The following is a 16,323-nucleotide window of genomic DNA, read 5'->3' as shown; positions in this document are numbered from 1 at the left end:
TAAAGAATGATTTTAAAGGACATTTTCCAGTCGGATTTACAGAGAGAAATTGTGGAATCGGGCAACCTCAGAAGTTTTCGTTCCGGGGACGTGATCGTGAATATGGATTCCTATATCAAAAGCATTCCGGTAGTGGTTTCCGGGAGCATCAAAGTGATCAGAACCGAGGAAGACGGCAGAGAAATCCTGCTCTATTACCTGACTCCCGGTGAAAGCTGCATCGTTTCGATCTTGGCGGGAATGAAGAACGAAACCTCCAAAATCAAGGCGGTGGTGGAAGAAGCCGCCGAAATCATGATGATTCCTGTCGACAAAGCCAAAGATTGGGTGAAAAAATATCCTGAGTGGACAGACTTTATCTTTACGCTTTACCAAAAAAGATTTGAAGAACTCCTGGAAGTGGTTAATGCAGTCGCCTTCCAGAAAGCGGACGCCAGAATCCTGCATCTCCTCCGGCAAAAATCGCAGCTGTATCATTCAAAAGAACTTTCGGTAACCCACCAACAGATTGCCGACGAACTCGGAATCACGCGCGAAGCCACGAGTCGCGTACTGAAACAGCTGGAAAAAGAGCAGATCCTGAAACTCTCCCGAAATAAAATCCTGCTTATGTAACTTTAGTTACGGTGTAGCATTTTCAATGAACCTAATTTTGCGGTAATAATTTAATAAAACCCAAAATTATGTTAGATACTATTAAATCCCTTTTCGGTCTTGAGAAAACCGATTTCGCAGATTTAGTGAAAAAAGGAGCGATCATTGTGGATGTTCGAAGCAAAGGCGAATTTTCCGGTGGACACATCAAGAATTCCATCAATATTCCCGTGGATCAGCTAAAGAATAACCTTTCGCGACTGAAGGACAAAAACAAACCGATCATCACGTGCTGCGCATCAGGAATGAGAAGCGCAAATGCAAAAAGCATTCTCGCCAATGCAGGTTACACACAGGTGTACAACGGCGGAGGATGGATGAGTTTAAACAATAAAATCTAAGAAAATGGATCCGCACTTTTATACCATAGATATCAACTGGAAAAATGACCGGTTGGGAGAAATGTCTTCTCCAGAACTTTCAGAGAAAGTAGAAATCGCAACTCCGCCGCAGTTTCCGAAAGGAGTTGAGAATATCTGGTCTCCGGAACATCTTTTCACCGCTGCAGTTTCGAGCTGTCTGATGACGACCTTTCTTGCGATTGCAGAAAATTCGCGACTTGAATTCACCGGCTTTAAATGTAAATCCTCCGGAAAACTCGAGCAGGTGGAAGGAAAATTCCTGATGACCGAGGTGATTCTGGAACCGACCGTAACGATCGTGAATGAGGCAGACAAAGAAAAAGCAGAACGGGTGCTTCAAAAATCAGAAGCAGCTTGCTTGATTTCCAACTCAGTGAAATCAAAAATCACCATGAAACCCACTATTCTAACTGTTTAAGAGAGTAGGTTATTTCATATTTTAATCACGTTGAAGCCCCGGAATTTCCGGGGCTTCTGCATTAAAAAATTAAAACAGTCAGGATATTGAATTCCTGAAATTCGGTTTCAAAGTCTGCTAATTAGTCTTAATGCTGATCAATCCGCGCACCTCATTTTCTTTGTAGCCGGTCGCCAAATCATTAGGATAAAGCTGCGCGATTTTTTCCAGGGTTTTCGTTTGGATGTTTTTTCCTTTCTCGCCGTGACATTGCAGACACATCGCGTTGGTGACGAGCGGTTCGTAATAATGCGTTGCAGTTCTTGTGGGCGCCAAAGTTTCGCCTGCCAAAATCTGCTGCTTGTATTTTTCGATAAGTTTCAGCTCCTCGTCATTGGCAAGGTTTGAGGAATTCCTCGGTTTGTCGGTCACTCTGCTGATTTGCAGCCCATGTTTTTCCGACATGGATTTGGTGAGCGGCATTGCCTCGATATTGCAGAATTCGAGGGCGTTTTCAGCTCCACCCTCCTCTATTTTCTGGGTAAGGTTTTTCACGAGGAGTTTCTTGGTTTCCCCGGCGTAATTCTTCAGGGAATCGGTGCTGATTTCGGTGGTTGCGGTTTTTGTTTGTGTAGGAGATACAGAAGTTTCCGATTGGTTTTCCGAACACTGAACCGCCAACAAAAAAACGGAAGCGATGAGAATGATCTTTTTCATTTTGGTACTTTTTTCAAAATTAGAGAATTCTTAATGATTAATGTGTGACAAGTGTTACAGATGTTTTTTCTTACAAAATTCCATTACTCGCAAAGCCAGACAAGGAATTCTCTTCAAAATGCTTCCGATTTTTAAGACAAACAAATCGCAGATTCGCCGATTCCATTTAATAATAGAAAAAGATGGAGGCAAAGGCACTTCGTTTAACAAAGACAGACAATGGCGCAAAAACCATTTTCTAATTTTCATGTTAGAAATTGCTTTATCTCGTTCCAACAATTAGCAATTGATGATCATCGACCTAAAAACCGGTTCAAACAACCTCAAATAACTTCAAACAACCTCAAATAACTTCAAACAATTTCAAACAACCTCAAATAACTTCAAACAACCTCAAATCTCAAACCTCAAATCCCAAACCTCAAACAAATCAAACCCTCTTTTTCGCTATCTTTGGTCGCATGAATTTCCACGAGCTCTTTCTGAAACCTTATGAATCCTACACCAACTTTCAGATTTTTCTGGAAGCGGTTGCGACTTTCTTCGGAATTCTGAGTGTCTATTTTTCGATCAGGAAGAACATCTGGGTTTACCCGACAGGCATTATTTCCACTGCGCTGTATGTTTACATCCTGTTCAATTTCGGACTTCTCGGCGACATGATGATCAATTTCTACTACACCGTGATGAGCGTTTACGGCTGGATTTTGTGGGCAAAAAGTTCGGAGGACCACATCCATGTGGAAGTTTCATGGGCAACGAAAAAGGAATGGGCGATTTCTGCAATCTTATTTATCATCAGTTTGTTTCTGGTGACACTGGTTTACTACTACAAACCGTGGATTGACAACCGATTTTCGATGAAGGACGTAGATCTCGGACTTTATCATCTCGACTGGGCGAACTGGCTCGATGTAGTGACCACCGCAATTTTTCTGGTTGGAATGTGGTTAATGGCGAAAAGAAAGGTAGAAAACTGGATTTTCTGGATTATCGGCGACATCATCTGTATTCCGATGATGATTTACAAAGGTTTGGGAATTACCTCGATTCAATACCTGGTTTTTACGGTAATGGCGATCATCGGCTTGTTTGAATGGAAGAGGAATTTGAAAAAGCCGAACTCACAGATTTGATCTATGATTATTTTTACACTAGGAATAAAATAATTAGATGAACTGTAACTGCAAGAAAAAGCAACAGTTTAAAATTTTATCACACAAAGATTTATTCAAAAAGACTGCCTTACTTTAAAGAGATGCAAAGTTTTTTCCGCCAAAGGCGAGTTGATGAAGCGGTCGCTTAATCCGCGGATTTATCCGTATTCTTTGCTTAACTCAATTTTGCGTGTTGAAAAAAAATCTTTGCGTTACAATAAAAATCTAAACCCAAATCAAGTAATCTTTTGCTTTTCTTAAAGTTACATTAACAAACAGTTTCTTCAGATTCTCTAATTTAGCCCAAAACTTAATTTATGAAAGCCGCTGTCTGCACCCGATATGGACCACCCGAAGTTTTAGAAATTCGTGAAGTACCAAAACCTGTTCTTGGAGAAAATGAGGTCCTGGTAAAAGTGATGGCAAGTACCTTCAATTCGGGAGATGTGAGAATATGAGGATTGAAAGTTGGAGGTGTCCTGAAACTGGTGTTGCGTTTTGCACTCGGATTTTCGAAACCGCGGAAACCTGTTCTTGGAACCGTTGTTTCGGGGATTGTGGAAGAAGTCGGCGACAAATGCTCAAAGTTCAAAAAAGGAGACGAGATTTTTGCAATGACCGGTTTCCGATTTGGAGCTTATGCGGAATACATTGCTTTAAAGGAAAGTTCCGTCATTGCTTTAAAACCAGAAAACTCAACATTCGAAGATGCGGCGGCAATCGTGTTTGGTGGAACTTCCGCCATTTATTTTCTTGAAAAAGCGGAAATCAGAAATGATAGCGTTCAAGACGTTTTAGTTTATGGAGCAACGGGTTCTGTCGGGACTTCCGCGGTACAGGTCGCGAAGTATTTTGGAAAAAATGTCACCGCAGTTTGCAGCCGGACAAATTTCGATCTGGTAAAAAGTCTCGGTTCGGATGAGCAAATCGACTACCGTGATGGAAGCTTGGAAAAACTCCAAAAAAAATTCGACATCGTTTTTGACGCCGTCGGAAAACTCGACAGAAAAACCGCAAGGAAACTACTCAAGGAAAAGGGAATCTACAAAACCGTCGGCGGACTCGAAGTCGCATCAGAAAGCGTGGAACAGCTCGAGTTTTTGAAAGAGATGTTCACCACCAACAAACTCAGTCCCGTGATTGACCAGATTTTTACGCTCGACGAAATTGTGGCAGCACACCGATATGTGGACACGGAAAGGAAAAAGGGCAATATAGTAGTGAAGATTTCCAATACTTCCTAAGTTGATCTTTTCCGAATCTCGAACACCTTATCTCTCTCTCATTTTTGTGATTACTTTAACACCGCTCCCCTTCGCGGTTTCCCACGAAATAAGTATCTTTGCAAACCCAATTCAACAGCGGATTTTTCCGCTTTTTTTATGATGGAATTTTTTAAATATCAGGGAACAGGAAACGACTTCGTGATGATCGACAACCGCGACCTGCAGTTCCCGAAAGACAGAGCGCTGATCGAGAAACTGTGCGACCGAAGATTCGGAATCGGCGGCGACGGCTTGATCCTTCTTGAGAATGCAACAGAAACTTTTTCATCCTTTAGGATTGAGGAAAAAAAAGTTGCTGATCCAGATTCTTCAGCTAATGAAGTACAATCCGAAAACTCTGAAATATTTACCCCGACCCTAAAGGGAGCAATTTCAGAATTTCCTGATTTCAAAATGGTGTACTACAATTCCGACGGAAACGAAAGCACCATGTGCGGAAACGGCGGAAGATGTATCGTGGCTTTTGCCCACTTCCTGGATATTTTCGAGGACAGAACAACCTTTATCGCCATTGACGGATTACACGAAGCCGAGATTAAAAACGGTATTGTGAAGCTGAAAATGGGCGACGTGAACTCCATTAAGAACCTCGACGGAAATTTTGAGCTGAACACTGGTTCTCCACATTTCGTGAAATTTGTGGACGATGTCGAAAACTATGAAGTTTATACGAACGGTAACGAAATAAGAAATTCTGCGACTTACAAAACTGAAGGAATCAATGTGAACTTTGCCGAAGAAATCTCGGATGGCGAAATCTTCGTAAGAACCTACGAACGCGGCGTGGAAGACGAGACCTACAGCTGCGGAACGGGAGTCACCGCTTCTGCGTTGGTTTTTATGAAGGACAAAAACCAAACCTCTGTCAAAGTGAAAGTTCTCGGCGGAAACCTGAAAGTATATGCCGATAAAGACGGGGATTCCTTTAAAAATATTTGGTTAGAAGGACCCGCGAAACAGGTGTTTAGGGGAAAAATTGATTTATGAAGCAATCCGCTGTCGGCTTTCCGCTCTCAGCAAAAACTAAAGACAAAGATTGCCGAAAGCGGATTGCTGAAGGCAGAAAGCAAAATTTATTTATGAAAAAAGGTTGTTCAATATTTGCGGGAATCGCTTTACTGGCACTGCTTATCGGCGGTTGGTTCGGCTACAGATACTACCAGAAATATTTTGCCAACAATGTGGAAAAGGAAGGATACATCCTCATTCCCCACTCTGCGAATTTCAACTCGATTCTCGATTCGATCACGCCTTTTGTGAAAAACAAGGAATCGTTTGCTGCAGTTGCGAAAGATAAAAACCTGAACCGTTTTTTCAACGCCGGTCGTTATCGGATTAAATCCGGAACCAACAATACCGATTTGGTCAACATGATCAAAGCTGGAAACCAAACCGAAAACACCTACAGAATCGGGGATTTCTTCACGGTTTACCAAATGGTGGGAAGAGTCGCCAAAAAAACGGAACTCGACTCGCTGCGTTTTGCCACAGACTTTAACAAAATTGCCAGCGAAAAAGGATATTCCAGCGCCGAAGATCTCAAGAAATATTTCTTCATTGATACCTATAACTTTTTCTGGACTGTAACTCCAAAGGAATTCTTCAAGAAATTCGAGGACGAATATAACACGTTTTGGAACGCAGAAAGAAAGCAGAAAGAACAGCAATCGGGACTTACGAGAAATCAAATTTATGCATTGGCTTCATTGGTTTACAAAGAAACCGGCGGAAAACCCGACGAAATGAAAACCGTTGCCGGACTCTACCTGAACCGCTACAAAAAAGGGATGAAGCTGCAAAGTGACCCTACTGTGATCTATGCCGTTGCCAAAGCCAACAATTTCAAGGATGCGCCGATTCGCCGCGTACTCTTCAAACATCTTAGAGAAGATTCGCCCTACAACACTTATGCAAATGTGGGAATTCCGCCCGGACCGATTTGCGTGGTCGACAAAAATTCTGTGGACGCAGTTTTAAACGCCGAAAAGAACGACTACATCTACATGTGCGCCAATCCTGCAAAATTCGGTTACCACAAGTTTACGGCAAGTGCGGCGGAACACGCAGTGAATGCAAAAGCATACCAGGACTGGCTGAACTCGAAGAACATTAAATAAATTCATTAAGCAGGGAAACCTCATAGGTTTGGCAAACCTATGAGGTTTAACAAATAAAAAAATCATAAAAAGTAAATTTTAACACCAATACTAAAGTTTAACATTATTTATAACATCAATCGATTTAACTAATGTCAATAAAAACCATCTGTATTGGTATAAACTAAAAGTATGACGAATAAGATTGAGATCACATCAATTATCAGAAAACGGACTTTAGGACTAACTTTCGTTTTGGGTGCAGCAAGTTTGGCGTTTGCACAGGAAAAAATCAACATCTCGGGAAAAATCACCGACAAACAGAACCAAGCTGTTCCCTACGCATCGGTAACCTTCAGCAACAAGGCGAACAAACTCTTCAGCGACGCCACTTTATCCGACGAGAAAGGCGAATACAAACTCGCTCTCGCTCCCGGAAATTACGACATCACCATCGAAGCGATCGACTTCAAGAAATCGACTTTAAACAAACAAATCAGAACTCCCGGAAATCTCGGAAACTTCACCGTGGAAGCAGAAAGCTCCTCGACTTTAGCACCGACCAAAGACATTGAAGGAGTCACCATCGTTGCACAGGCCACAAAACCCTACCGCGTTGAACTCGACAAAAAAGTGTACGATCCATCAACCGACCTCATCAGTAAAGGTGGAAACCTGCAGGATGTATTGAGCAACGTTCCGTCCGTATCAGTGGAAACCGACGGAACCGTTTCGATGAGAGGAAACTCCAACGTGAAATTCCTTATCAACGGAAAACCTTCCGCTCTTCTCGGTCTTGACAGCGGCGAAAGTGCACTACAGTCGATCCCGGCAGATCAGATCGAAAGAATTGAAGTCATCACCAATCCCTCATCGAAATTTGAAGCTTCGGGAACCGCAGGGATTTTGAACATCATCCTAAAAAAAGCAAAAGGAATGGGCTTCAACGGAAGCGTAACCGGAAGTGTCGGTTATCTTCCGAGCACCAACCTTAATACGAATCTCAGCTGGAAAAAAGGAAACTGGTCCTGGTTTCTGAACGGAGGCGGCGGTTACCGCGAAAGCCAGGGGGAAAATAACAGCGACACCAGGTTTTTTGATCCGACAACTTTGGCCACTACACAATATCTGGAACAGAATTCCCTGAACAAAAGCCAAAACAAAAACTACAACGCGAATGCCGGTTTCAATGTAGATTTAACAGAGAAAACCTCATTGAACGTTTCCGGAATGGTTCGTGGTTCCAACAGCACAAACAACAACACCGTTGACAATTACGGTTTCGATGCGGCGAGAATCCAGAACAGCTATTCGCAAACACTCGCTTTAGGTACAGGTAAAGGTATTTCCGCGCAAGGCGATGTGGGACTCGACCATAAATTTGACGACAAGGGACACAATATTGCACTTTCATTAAGCTTGCAGAGAAACCAAAACGAAAGCACAGAAAACTCCAGAGAGTTTGATGCCGGAAACTTCATCTATGGAACTTTGGGAAACAATAATACCGTGAATAAATCGGTGATCGGAAAGATCGACTATGAACTTCCGGTAGGTGAAATCTCAAAATTAGAGGCAGGTTACAGAATCGACAACAATACCAACGATTACGACTTCCTAAACCGCGGAACCGACATCAATTTGAATTACAATGTTTTGAACGATTACAGCGGAAACACGGTGTATAAAGAAATGATCAACGCCGGATACACCCAGTTTAAAAGCAAGGTTAAAAATTTCGGATATCAAGTGGGATTGAGAGCTGAACATTCGAATATCAACATCGACTACCTGAATCTTCAGGGGAACAGCTCAAGCAAAACAAAAGACTATATCGGTTTCTTCCCGAGCGTTTTCCTGAGTTACGATTTGGGGAGCACCAGTAACCAGCTTTTGATGAACTATTCCAGAAGAATTAACCGACCGAGATCGTGGTTCATGATTCCTTATCCAACCTCATTGGCAAACAGACAGAACCTTTTCCGAGGAAACGAGGACCTGAATCCACAATACATCGACTCTTTCGAACTAGGTTACGCGATCCAGAAAAGGAAGTTCACTATAAACCCAACCCTTTATTTCCGTCATGAAAAAGACGATATCAGAATGGTGGTTTTAAGCGAGACACCCGGCTCAAATGTTTTGATTACAAAACCTTTCAATATCGGAACCCAGGATCAGTATGGACTTGACATGAACTTTAATGCCGATCTTTTAAGTTGGTGGAAAATCATGGGAAGCATCGACCTATTCGGCTATAATTCTAAGGGAACGTTCTTCGATGCCGAGAAGATGAGCAAACCGCTTTCCTTCGACGGTTCCGGGTTTTCTTCAAGGTTCAGATTAACGAACTCTTTTAGAATTGATAAAACGTTCAGCATGCAGCTTCAGGGATTCTACCGTGGCGGCGAGAAAACCGCATCCAGCGAGAGCAAACCGATGTACGTACTTAATTTCGGTGCCAACAAAACCATCTGGAACGGAAACGGAACCATTGCCTTCAATATCCAGGATATATTTGGAACCAGGGCGAGAAACGTAGTCGGATTCGGAAACAATTTTGAGAAAGAGCAATACATGCAGTGGATGCCGCGAACTTTCAACCTCTCTTTCACCTACCGTTTCAAACAGGGCGAGAAAGTGGATCAGCCGAAAAAGAAAAAAGACATCAATGCCAATGATCAAGGTGGTGATGATCAGGGACCACCGATGTAATGTGAAGTACGAAATAAAAAAAATCAGGAAGTTTTTTCCTGATTTTTTTTATGACCATAATTTACTTGGCTCTTTGACCTTGGCTCTTGATTCTTGGCTCTTGGCTCTTCCGATAGCTATCGGAATTACCTGGCTCTTTCTTCCAAGTACTTCTGCCATTCCCACGTCGTCCTCAATGCTTCCTCCAAACTCGTATCTGCTTTCCAGCCGAGTTCGCGTTCGGCTTTGTCGGCATTGGCGTAAGCGATGGTGATGTCGCCTGCTCTTCGGTCGCAGATTTGGTAGGGCACTTCGACATTGTTGGCTTTTTCAAAAGCGTGTACCACTTCCAAAACGGATGATCCTTTTCCCGTTCCGAGATTGTAAACGTCAATTACGGTTTCAGAAGAATCTGCAATGAGTTTTTGCAAAGCTTTCACGTGTGCTTTCGCCAAATCCACCACATAGATATAATCTCGGATTGCGGTTCCGTCAGGAGTTGGATAATCATCACCCCAAACTGAAAGTTTCTCGCGGATTCCTGCTGCGGTTTGAGTAACGTAAGGAATCAAATTATTAGGAATGCCAATCGGTAACTCTCCTAAAAGTGCAGAAGGATGCGCCCCGATCGGATTAAAATATCTCAGCAAGGAAACCTTTTTGTGATGGGCATTTGAAAAATCCATTAGAATCTCCTCTCCCATTTGTTTGGTTTTTCCGTAGGAAGATTCGGGAGTTTTCAGTGGCGTGTTTTCGTCGATCGGCATTTGGTCGGCTTGTCCGTAAACAGTGCACGACGAACTGAAAATGAAGTTGGAAATATTTCTTTCCTTAAATTCCTGAAGAATATTTATCAGCGAGAACAGGTTGTTTTCGTAATAATCGATTGGTTTTTCCTGGCTCTCTCCTACCGCCTTGAATGCGGCAAAGTTGATGCATCCGTCAATCTGATGTGCATCGAGAAGCTGTTTCAGCAGATCTCTTCGTTTGAGATCGAAGGGATAGAAAACAGGTTTCTTCCCCGCCACTTTTTCGATATTGTCAAGAATAAATTTTTCACTGTTCGACAGGTCGTCAACAATCACGACATCGAAATTGTTGTTCAAAAGTTCAACTACAGTGTGCGAACCGATATAGCCGAGTCCGCCTGTAACAAGTATTGTCATTGAGAAGTTTTGAAGATTAAGAGTAAATAAAGATGAATTCGAAAATTTTCTTTACCCCTTCCCTAAAGGGAGGAAAATTTCCTTCACATACAAATTAAGATTTCATAAATTCCAGAACCGCATCAGAAATGTATTTCAGCTGCTCTTCGTCGAGTTCGGTATGCATCGGCAGAGAAATAACCTGGTCCAAAAGTTTGTCGGTATTCACAAAATCTTTGGGGTCGCTTTCCTGATAGTATGCTTTCTGTTTTCTCAGCGCGACCGGATAATAGATCATCGCAGGAATCTCTTTCTCGGTGAGAAATTGCTGAAGCTCGTTCCGCTTTCCATTGAGAATTCTCAGCGTATATTGGTGGAAAACGTGGGTGGAATTTTCAGCTCTTTTCGGTGTCAAAATATTCGGATGATTGGCAAATGCTTCGTCATAATAATCTGCCGCTTTTCTTCGCTGCTCATTATAGACATCCAGAAGCGGAAGTTTCTTCCTCAAAACCGCTGCCTGAATACTGTCTAAACGCGAATTCACGCCCACTTCGTCGTGGTAGTATCTTTCGTACATTCCGTGGTTTACGATTCCGCGCATTTTGTGGGCGAGTTCGTCATCGTTGGTAAAAATCGCACCGCCGTCTCCGTAGCAACCGAGGTTTTTTGAAGGGAAGAATGAAGTCGTTCCAATCGTTCCCATCGTTCCAGATTTCTTCAACGTTTCATCAGAAAAGGCAAAATCGGCGCCGATTGCCTGTGCATTATCTTCAACCACAAAAAGGTTGTGATCTTTAGCGATTTTCAGGATTTCCTCCATATTTGCGCACTGTCCAAAAAGGTGAACAGGAATAATCGCTTTGGTTTTCGGGGTAATTGCAGCCCTCAGTTTATCGGTATCAATGGTGAAAGTATCATAGTCCACATCGACCAAAACCGATTTTAATTTCAAAAGGTGGATCACTTCAACAGTCGCGGCAAAGGTAAAATCGGCGGTGATTACTTCGTCGCCTTCCTTTAAATCAAGCGCCATTAAAGCAATCTGCAAAGCGTCGGTTCCGTTTGCGCACGGAATCACATGTTTCACGTCGAGGTAGTTTTCCAGTTCCTGCTGGAAGAATTTCACTTCGGGACCGTTGATGAAAGCCGCGGAATCCATCACGTTCAAAACAGCGTTATCAACTTCGGATTTTATCTTGTAGTATTGACTTTGAAGGTCAACCATCTGAATCTTCCTCATAAAAAATATTTGTTCAAATTTATGAAAATTAGGGCTGTGAAAAAACTTATCGCGGTTAATGTTTTTTTCAAGAAATAATAAACCTTGTTAAAAATTTGATATTCAGGTATTTATGGAATAAATTTAGTTCATCAAATGCAAATTTAAACCTGTAAAATGGCGGAACTTACAATGGTCACCAAATCCTGATCGGGCCAAAAGGCGGAAAATATTACATTAACAAAAACGGAAACAAAACGTACATTAAATAACGATAATCAAATTGTAAAAACGGAATGCTGAAGAGATTCAGCATTTTTCTTATTTTTGCTGAAATCAAAAAAGTTATATTAATGAAGAAATTACTATCATTCATTCTCGTCGGAGCTGTGATGTTTATGAGTGCGCAGACGGAGCTGGTTTTTGTGTACTTTAAAGATAAACCGAACAAGGCCGCTTTTTATGCCAATCCACTTTCGGAGCTTTCACAAAAATCTTTAGACCGAAGAACAAAATACGGAATCGCCCTCAACGACCAGGACGCGCCGATTGAGCCGACTTATATTCAGAACATCCAAAACCTCGGATTTACCGTGACAGATTATTCCAAATGGATGAACGGAGTCGCTGTGAATGCCACTTCTGCGCAGATTGCCCAACTTGAGCAGCAATCGTATGTGCAGTCAGTGGAGCGATTCATCAAACATCCAACCGGTGGAAAACCCGAAATAAAAAAAGTCAACAAATTCGAAGAATTCGATAATTCCGTACGAACCACTTTCAATTACGGAACAGGTTTGTCGCAAATCAACCAGATCAATCTCCGACCGCTGCATATCGCTGGTTATACAGGAACCGGAATCACAATTGCGGTGATCGACACAGGTTTTCCGAGAGTAAATACGGGATCCGCTTATGCACGAATCAGAAATAATGGGCAAATTAAGGGCGGCTACAATTTCATCAACAAAAGTAGTGACATTTATAACACTGCATTACACAATCACGGTTCTTACTGTTTAGGGACGATTGCAGGATATATCGACAATCAATATGTGGGTTCTGCTCCAGATGCGGATTTCTATCTTTACGCAACAGAAGATGCCTACAACGAATTTCCCGAGGAATTGATTTATTGGACGGAAGCCGCTGAAGAAGCGGACCGAAAAGGAGTCGACATTATTTCCACTTCTCTCGGATACTACGATTTCGACGACACTCGTTACAATTTGCTTTACTCGGATATGAACGGCACCACTTCCTTCATCGCGAGAACCGCACAAATCGCTGTAGAAAAAGGAATTTTCGTTTTGGCTGCCGCAGGAAACGAAGCGCTCACATACTGGCATTACATCATCACTCCTGCCGATAACGAAAAAGTTTTCACCGTGGGTGGAGTGAACTCAGTCGGAGTAAGTTCATCTTTCTCCTCTTTTGGGCCGAATTCAGTCGGAGTCATCAAACCTGATGCAAGTGCAAGAGGAACCAATACTGCAATGGCGTATAACAATTCCGCTACCACAAGCAGTGGAACCTCGTTTGCAACACCGCTTGCTGCAGGTGGAGTTGCGTGTTTGATTCAGGCACTTCCGAACAAATCTTTGGCAGAACTCCGAGATTTATTGAGAGAGAATTCTTCTGAGTATCCAAACACAACCGCACAAATGGGTTATGGAATTCTGAATTTCGGGAATACCTTAAATGCTGTTTTGGCAACTGACAATTCCACAAAATTCAATAGTTTAAAGATTTATCCGAATCCTGTAATCAATAACTTCACCTTTGATACAACAGAAAAAATCAGTTCAGTTGAACTTTACGATGTTTTGGGAAGAAAACTGCAATCACTTCAAAATCAGAAAACGAACAGTGTCGAACAACTGAAAAGCGGTGTTTACTTCCTGAAAGTTAAAACCGACAAAAACGAGTATGTAGAAAAAATCATTAAGAAATAAGAAAAAGACCTCCACAAAACGGAGGTCTTTTTTTATGCCGAATTTCTGCTCGCATTGATGTTTCCAAACAAAGAACGGGTGACTAATTTTTCGTAAACCTCCCGATTTCCCTCGTCTTTCTGAATCTTAATCAAAGCATATTGCTGAATGCTCAGAAGCGGCAAAACAATCTTCTCGCGGATCTTTACCGACTTTCTTGAAAGTGGCTCCTCTTCCTGAAGCATTTTGAATCCAGTCAGTTCAAGCATCATTTCGATTGAAAGCTGATATTCGTCGTGCAGGATATTCCAGAAAGCACCAAATTTGGGGTTGTCTTTCATATACGAAGTCAGCGGGAAATACGACTTGTTCATACTCATCATCGAGTTGAGCACCAACGTTTTGAAGAAGTCGGAACCTCGATACAAATCGATCACCTCGGCAAATCTTCCCTCATCTTTCAATTTCTTCAGGGCAAAACCAAACCCGAAAAATCCTGGAACATTCTGTTTCAGCTGCGCCCAGGAACCGACAAACGGAATCGCGCGCAAATCCTCAAACTTCAGTTCGCTTCCTGCACCGCGTTTCGTCGGTCGACTTCCTATATTGGTTCTGCCGTAATATTCCAGCGTACTCATTTCTTGAAGATACGGCACAAACATCGGATGGTGTTTCAGATCAGAATATTTATGGAAGCTGATTTCCGCCAGTTCCTGAATCAGTTCTCTTTCTTTGTCTGTTAAATCTTTTCTGGAATTTTTAAAGACGTCGTTCTCGATTCCCGCGGTCAGCAACTGCTCGAAGTTATATTTCGCCTGTTCCTTATTTCCGAAAACACTCGTGATGGTTTGTCCCTGAATCGTAATTTCAATCTTGTTGTTGGCGATGGTTTTTCCCTGCGAAGCGTAAAAATCGTGGGTTTTGCCGCCTCCTCTTGCTGGCGGTCCTCCTCTGCCGTCGAAGAAAACTACTTTTATCCCGTATTCCTCCGAAACTTTGGTCAGCTTTTCCTTGGTTTCGTAGATTTCCCAGTTGGCTTTCAAATAACCGCCGTCTTTAGTTCCGTCCGAAAAACCGAGCATAATAGTTTGTCCGTTGCCACGCCGTTCCAGATGTTTTCTGTAGATCGGAAGTTCGTACAATTGACGCATCACATTTTCAGCATTGTCGAGTCCCTCGATGGTTTCAAAAAGTGGCACGATGTCGATATTGATTTCTTCTTCTTTATACCCAGAAAGTCGGAAAAATCCGTACACATTCAGCACATCTTTAATCCCGTCAGAATTCGAGATGATGTAGCGGTGCATTCCTCTTTCACCATTTTTTTGCTGAATATCCTTGATATTTAAAACCGTTTGCAAAGTGTCTTTCGTTATTCCTTCAAAATCATGGGGACTGATAATGGTTTCCGTTTCCAAAAGCCATTTCAGTTTTTCTTCAGTTGAAATATTTTCTTGGTTAAAGTTGGCTTTCTTTAGAATAATTTCGTCAATGGATTTTTGATGAACCCGGCTGTCCTGGCGAATATCCAAAGTGGCGAAATGCGTCCCAAAAATCTGAAGGCGATCCCTGAAATCATCCAGAATATTTTTGAAAAGCCCGTTGTGCTGCTCGGTCAAAATTTTCTCTGCCTCATTAATTTTAGTTAAAATCTGCTTTGAAGAAATCACCGTCCCTTCCTTGAAAATCGCATCGTAAAGATCGTGGCTCAAAGATTCCAAAACTTCCGAAACCCCTCTGAAACTCAACCTTCTTCTGACATTTTTTAAATGTTCGTAATAGGATTTCAAAATCGAGCTGCGTAATTCGTCGGCAACTTTTCGTGTGATTTCTGCGGTCACGAACGGATTTCCGTCGCGGTCTCCTCCTGGCCAAAAACCAAGCTGTACCACATCCGGATGCGGCGAAAAACCCGCAGTTCCAAAAGCGTTTTTCAACTTTTTATACAGTTCACCGATGGTGTCGTAATACACATACCTCAGATAGAAAATAATGCTCATTGCCTCGTCGAGCGGCGTAGGTTTTTCTTTGTTCACGAAAGGTGTTTTTCCCAACTGCTGAAGCAGCATATCGATTTCGGTGACCGAATCGCTCATGATCGCCGAGCGCAAATCGTGAAGAATTCTCTGCACCGAATTCGGATAGAACTGCGTCGGATGTGCCGTAAATACAACCTTTACCCCAAAATCTTTCAGTTTTTTCCGAGTAGATTCCAGCTGATGTTCCTGCAGCGCGCGTTCGTGAAGCTGAAACAAAGTTCCTGCATCGCTCTCCGAATGCAGCTGCGAAAACGCCGCATCTTCGATAGAATCAAACAAAACAACCTGTCTCTCAATGTATTGGATAATCTTGAAAAGGAGTTCACATTTTTGTTCCTCGGTTTTCAGCTCGGTATGTTTGGCGAAAAACTCCTCCACAATCTCGTCGGGACTTTTTCCGTTTTCGTATCCCGACTTGCTTTCTTCATACAGAAAAGGGAGCAACATCCCGATATTGGTCATTTTATCGTAAGGCAAACTCATAAACAGGGAGTTATATATCTGGAATTTATTCTCAACGAGTTGCCGAAATTTTTCGGTGATTTCCTGGTTTTGCATTGAACAAATTTACGGGATTTTTAATGGGAAAGGATTTTGAAATAGGTAAAAAATTGACTTTA

At 42.3% G+C, this 16,323-nt stretch carries 14 protein-coding genes; 10 read left to right on the top strand and 4 right to left on the bottom strand.

Annotated features, from left to right (window positions below; all coding sequences use genetic code 11):
- The first annotated feature begins 6 nt into the window (after positions 1 to 6).
- From MTP09_RS04950 to MTP09_RS04940, 3 genes are all read left to right on the top strand, one after another.
- Complete coding sequence (locus MTP09_RS04950; protein ID WP_243550917.1) at positions 7 to 615, top strand: Crp/Fnr family transcriptional regulator; 609 nt, start codon at positions 7 to 9, stop codon at positions 613 to 615.
- Positions 616 to 683: 68 nt separating this feature from the next.
- Positions 684 to 995 (top strand): rhodanese-like domain-containing protein, encoded by a 312-nt coding sequence (locus tag MTP09_RS04945; protein WP_243550916.1) that lies wholly within the window; start codon positions 684 to 686, stop codon positions 993 to 995.
- A 4-nt stretch (positions 996 to 999) separates the two neighbouring features.
- The gene (locus MTP09_RS04940; RefSeq protein ID WP_243550915.1) at positions 1,000 to 1,434 is read left to right on the top strand and encodes an OsmC family protein; all 435 of its coding nucleotides are present in this window, start codon (positions 1,000 to 1,002) and stop codon (positions 1,432 to 1,434) included.
- Between the two features lie 117 nt (positions 1,435 to 1,551).
- On the opposite strand, the gene MTP09_RS04935 is transcribed toward MTP09_RS04940, so the two are convergent.
- Entirely contained in the window at positions 1,552 to 2,130 is a 579-nt protein-coding gene (locus MTP09_RS04935; protein WP_243550914.1) for a Tll0287-like domain-containing protein, read from the bottom strand.
- A 461-nt stretch (positions 2,131 to 2,591) separates the two neighbouring features.
- Here MTP09_RS04935 and pnuC point away from each other — a divergent pair, with 461 nt between their 5' ends.
- From pnuC to MTP09_RS04905, 6 genes are all read left to right on the top strand, one after another.
- On the top strand, positions 2,592 to 3,266 hold the full coding sequence (pnuC, locus tag MTP09_RS04930) for a nicotinamide riboside transporter PnuC (RefSeq protein WP_243550913.1): 675 nt from the start codon (positions 2,592 to 2,594) through the stop codon (positions 3,264 to 3,266).
- A 338-nt stretch (positions 3,267 to 3,604) separates the two neighbouring features.
- Entirely contained in the window at positions 3,605 to 3,745 is a 141-nt protein-coding gene (locus MTP09_RS04925; protein ID WP_243550911.1) for a hypothetical protein, read from the top strand.
- Positions 3,746 to 3,748: 3 nt separating this feature from the next.
- A complete protein-coding gene (locus tag MTP09_RS04920; protein WP_243550909.1) occupies positions 3,749 to 4,531 on the top strand; it encodes an NAD(P)-dependent alcohol dehydrogenase in 783 nt (260 codons plus the stop codon).
- A gap of 141 nt (positions 4,532 to 4,672) precedes the next feature.
- On the top strand, positions 4,673 to 5,560 hold the full coding sequence (dapF, locus tag MTP09_RS04915) for a diaminopimelate epimerase (RefSeq protein ID WP_243551598.1): 888 nt from the start codon (positions 4,673 to 4,675) through the stop codon (positions 5,558 to 5,560).
- Between the two features lie 92 nt (positions 5,561 to 5,652).
- The gene (mltG, locus tag MTP09_RS04910) at positions 5,653 to 6,690 is read left to right on the top strand and encodes an endolytic transglycosylase MltG (protein ID WP_243551596.1); all 1,038 of its coding nucleotides are present in this window, start codon (positions 5,653 to 5,655) and stop codon (positions 6,688 to 6,690) included.
- 171 nt (positions 6,691 to 6,861) lie between these two features.
- Positions 6,862 to 9,384: an outer membrane beta-barrel protein gene (locus MTP09_RS04905; RefSeq protein WP_243550908.1), complete on the top strand. Its 2,523-nt coding sequence runs from the start codon at positions 6,862 to 6,864 to the stop codon at positions 9,382 to 9,384.
- A 125-nt stretch (positions 9,385 to 9,509) separates the two neighbouring features.
- On the opposite strand, the gene galE is transcribed toward MTP09_RS04905, so the two are convergent.
- Positions 9,510 to 10,529: a UDP-glucose 4-epimerase GalE gene (galE, locus tag MTP09_RS04900; RefSeq protein ID WP_243550906.1), complete on the bottom strand. Its 1,020-nt coding sequence runs from the start codon at positions 10,527 to 10,529 to the stop codon at positions 9,510 to 9,512.
- A gap of 94 nt (positions 10,530 to 10,623) precedes the next feature.
- Entirely contained in the window at positions 10,624 to 11,751 is a 1,128-nt protein-coding gene (locus MTP09_RS04895) for a DegT/DnrJ/EryC1/StrS family aminotransferase (RefSeq protein WP_243550901.1), read from the bottom strand.
- A 332-nt stretch (positions 11,752 to 12,083) separates the two neighbouring features.
- Between MTP09_RS04895 and MTP09_RS04890 the strand changes: the two genes are divergently transcribed.
- On the top strand, positions 12,084 to 13,685 hold the full coding sequence (locus MTP09_RS04890; RefSeq protein ID WP_243550899.1) for a S8 family peptidase: 1,602 nt from the start codon (positions 12,084 to 12,086) through the stop codon (positions 13,683 to 13,685).
- A gap of 32 nt (positions 13,686 to 13,717) precedes the next feature.
- Here MTP09_RS04890 and MTP09_RS04885 read toward each other — a convergent pair whose 3' ends face one another.
- Positions 13,718 to 16,261, bottom strand: coding sequence for a phosphoenolpyruvate carboxylase (locus tag MTP09_RS04885; protein ID WP_243550898.1), 2,544 nt, complete (start codon positions 16,259 to 16,261; stop codon positions 13,718 to 13,720).
- Between the last annotated feature and the right edge of the window lie 62 nt (positions 16,262 to 16,323).

It is taken from the genome of Chryseobacterium suipulveris (assembly GCF_022811685.1).
Taxonomy (GTDB): Bacteria; Bacteroidota; Bacteroidia; order Flavobacteriales; family Weeksellaceae; genus Kaistella; species Kaistella suipulveris.
This window is presented reverse-complemented; position numbering and strand designations above follow the sequence as displayed.